Genomic DNA, 2,990 nt, shown 5'->3' on the forward strand with positions numbered 1-2,990 from the left:
CTGCTCATCCGGCCGAAGCGCCAGCCGCGGCGGATGCGCGCCAACGATCGGCGCTGCCGCACCGTCGAGATCGGCCGGCATGTGCACCACCAGCGTGCGCGCCACCATGTCGCCCAGCCGGCGCGCGGCAGGATCCACGAGGCAGGCGACCAGCCCGGCGGCATAGCCGAACGGCAGCATGTCGACCGTTCGCAACAGGTTGCGGGTGAACGAGGCACGCCAGCCCAACGGCGCGCCGTCGGCGGCGACCACCTTGAGGCCGAGTGCGCGCTTGCCGGGCGTGCGGCCGTCGAACATGACCTCGAACAGCACCGGGTAGAACCAGAACATCGCGAACACCAGTACGCCCATCACGCCCGCTCCGGCGCCACCGAGCAGCCCGAGCACAATCGAGGCCGCGATGACGATGGCCATGCGCACGGCGAAGTCGACCAGCCAGGCGAGCGCGCGCGGCACCGGGCCGGCGACCGGCAGGTGCAGCGCGACGCCCTCGGGCGTCACGACTTCATGGTGGGTGTCGAGCAGCACGTGGACGTCGCGGGCGTCAGGCGACGCGGCGCGCGGCGATCGCGAAGTCGCGGTGATCGCGCGCGCCGGGCACAACCGACCCACGGCCGCGCCGAACATGCCGGCCTGCATCCTGCTGCGTCATCGAACCATCCCCGTCGTCCCCGCGGCGACTCTACCTTCGGCACGCACGATCAGCCACCTTCGAGATACCGATCCTTGAGCCGCACGTAGTGCTGCGCCGAGTAGTACAGGGCTTCGATCTCGGCCTCGCCGAGCACGCGCACCCTTCGCGCCGGGTTGCCGAGCCACAGCTCGCCCTCGCCGACCACCTTGCCCGGCGGTACCACCGCACCGGCGCCGACGAAGCCGTGCTTCTTGACCACCGCGCCGTCGAGCACGATCGCGCCCATGCCGATCAGCACCGCATCCTCGATCGTGCAGGCGTGGATGATCGCCTTGTGGCCGATGGTGACGTCGTCGCCGATGCGCGTGGCGAAGCCGCCGAGCTTGGCGTGCGGGCCGTCGTGGCTGACGTGGATCACCGTGCCGTCCTGCACGTTGGTGCGGTCGCCGATGCGGATGAAGTTGACGTCGCCGCGGATGACCGTGCCCGGCCACACCGAGCTGTCTTCGCCGAGCACGACGTCGCCGATCACGGTGGCGGCCTCGTCCACATACGCACGCGCGCCAAGGACGGGAAACTGCTGCAGGTAAGGTCGGATCGCCATGCCGCGATTGTAGGCTGTGCGCATCGCTGCCCCGGCCGACCGCATGAATACGCTGAACCCCGACCTCGTCGACACGCATGCGCGCCTGCAGGCGGCGTGGCGCGTGCTCAAGCCCGACCTCGCGCAGCGCCGCGCCGACCTGCAGCGCCTGCGCGCCGCCTTCCGCGCGCGGCAGTCGGCGATGGACGCCGCGATCGCCGCCGACTTCGGGCATCGCTCGACGCACGAGAACCTGATCGCCGAGACGCTGATCGTGCTCGCCGAGATCGACCACGCGCTTGCCCACCTGCGTCGCTGGTCCCGCCCCCGGGGTGCGGCGGTGGGTTGGCGGCTGTGGCCTGCGAGCGCGAAGCTGCGGCCGATGCCGGTAGGGGTGGTCGGGATCATCGCGCCGTGGAATTACCCGGTGAACCTCGCGCTGGTGCCGCTGGTGAGCGCAGTGGCGGCGGGCAACCACGTGTTCCTCAAGCCGTCCGAACATACGCCGCGCACCAGCGAGTGGTTGCGCGACCTGCTGGCGGACGTGTTCCCCGAAGATCGCGTCGCCGTCGCGCTGGGCGGCGCGGACGTGGGCGCCGCATTCGCGTCGCTGCCGTTCGACCACCTGCTGTTCACCGGCTCCACCGCGATCGGCCGCAGGGTGATGGCCGCCGCGGCGCCGAACCTCACGCCGGTCACGCTCGAACTCGGCGGCAAGGCGCCCGCGATCGTGTGCCCGGACTACGAACTCGACACCGCCGCATCGCGCATCACCACCGGCAAATGGTTCAACGCCGGGCAGACGTGCATCGGCGTGGACTATGCGCTCGTCGACCGCGCGCGTCGCGACGCCTTCGTCGCCGAGATCGTCCGGCAGCTGCACGCGCGCTACGGCGACATCAAGGGCAATCCGGACTACACGCGCATCATCAACGACGCGCAGTTCGCGCGGTTGGCCGGTTACGTCGCGCAAGCGCGCGTCGCGGGGGCAACCGTGATCGCACCGTTCGGCGACGGGGATGCGGCAACGCGGTTGCTGCCACCGGTGCTGGTGATCGATCCGCCGCCATCGCTGCGCCTGATGCACGAGGAGATCTTCGGCCCGGTGCTCCCCGTGCTGTCATACGGCAGCCTCGACGATGCGATCGCCTGCATCGCCGCGCTTGAGCGGCCGCTCGCCATGTATCCCTTCAGCCATTCGCGCGCGAACGTCGACCGGCTGGTCGACGGCACGCTCGCCGGCGGCGTCACCATCAACGACACGCTGCTGCACTTCGGCGCGCAGGGGCTGCCGTTCGGCGGTATCGGGCCCAGCGGCATGGGTGCGATCCACGGCAAGGCCGGGTTCGACACCTTCAGCAAGCTGCTGCCGGTATTCCGGCAGCGACGCTTCGCGGTAACCGACATGCTGCGCCCGCCGTATTCGCGCATCGACCGCGTGATCCGCTGGCTCGCGCGCTAGCGCCGTGCGCTACACGCCGAACGCTCGGAAGCCTTCCAGCGTGCGCGCGACGCCGTCGTCGTCGACATCCAGGTGCATGACGAGGCGGATCGTCGGCAGGTAGCCGGTGGCGATCGCAACGCCGCGCTCGCCCAGTACCGCCTTCAGCCGCGCCTGCTCTTCCACCGGCGTGTCGACGAACACCATGTTGGTGTGCGCGGCTGCGGGTACACCGAACGCCGCCAGCTCGCGAGCGAGCGTGGCCGCGCGGCGATGGTCGTCGGCGAGGCGCGTGACGTTGTGGTCGAGCGCATGCAGCGCGCCGGCCGCCA

General features: G+C 70.6%; 3 protein-coding genes and 1 pseudogene. 1 reads left to right on the forward strand and 3 read right to left on the reverse strand.

The window, feature by feature from the left end; genetic code table 11:
- Positions 1–627: RDD family protein (locus FW784_RS13385; protein WP_149353822.1), on the reverse strand; the 627-nt coding region annotated here is incomplete at its 3' end.
- 74 nt (positions 628–701) lie between these two features.
- The gene (locus FW784_RS13390; protein WP_149353823.1) at positions 702–1,238 is read right to left on the reverse strand and encodes a gamma carbonic anhydrase family protein; all 537 of its coding nucleotides are present in this window, start codon (positions 1,236–1,238) and stop codon (positions 702–704) included.
- 43 nt (positions 1,239–1,281) lie between these two features.
- Here FW784_RS13390 and FW784_RS13395 point away from each other — a divergent pair, with 43 nt between their 5' ends.
- Positions 1,282–2,679: a coniferyl aldehyde dehydrogenase gene (locus FW784_RS13395; protein ID WP_149353824.1), complete on the forward strand. Its 1,398-nt coding sequence runs from the start codon at positions 1,282–1,284 to the stop codon at positions 2,677–2,679.
- A gap of 9 nt (positions 2,680–2,688) precedes the next feature.
- Here the strand turns inward: FW784_RS13395 and FW784_RS14485 are convergent.
- Positions 2,689–2,990: pseudogene (locus FW784_RS14485) on the reverse strand (low-specificity L-threonine aldolase); the annotation flags it as partial.

Origin of the sequence: Cognatilysobacter lacus (genome assembly GCF_008274655.1) — a bacterium.
Taxonomy (GTDB): domain Bacteria; phylum Pseudomonadota; class Gammaproteobacteria; order Xanthomonadales; family Xanthomonadaceae; genus Cognatilysobacter; species Cognatilysobacter lacus.

Bases quoted from the DNA above. Each gene is read 5' to 3' on its own strand.
- FW784_RS13390 (WP_149353823.1), bottom strand. From the start codon at position 1,238: ATGGCGATCCGACCTTACCTGCAGCAGTTTCCCGTCCTTGGCGCGCGT.
- FW784_RS13395 (WP_149353824.1), top strand. From the start codon at position 1,282: ATGAATACGCTGAACCCCGACCTCGTCGACACGCATGCGCGCCTGCAG.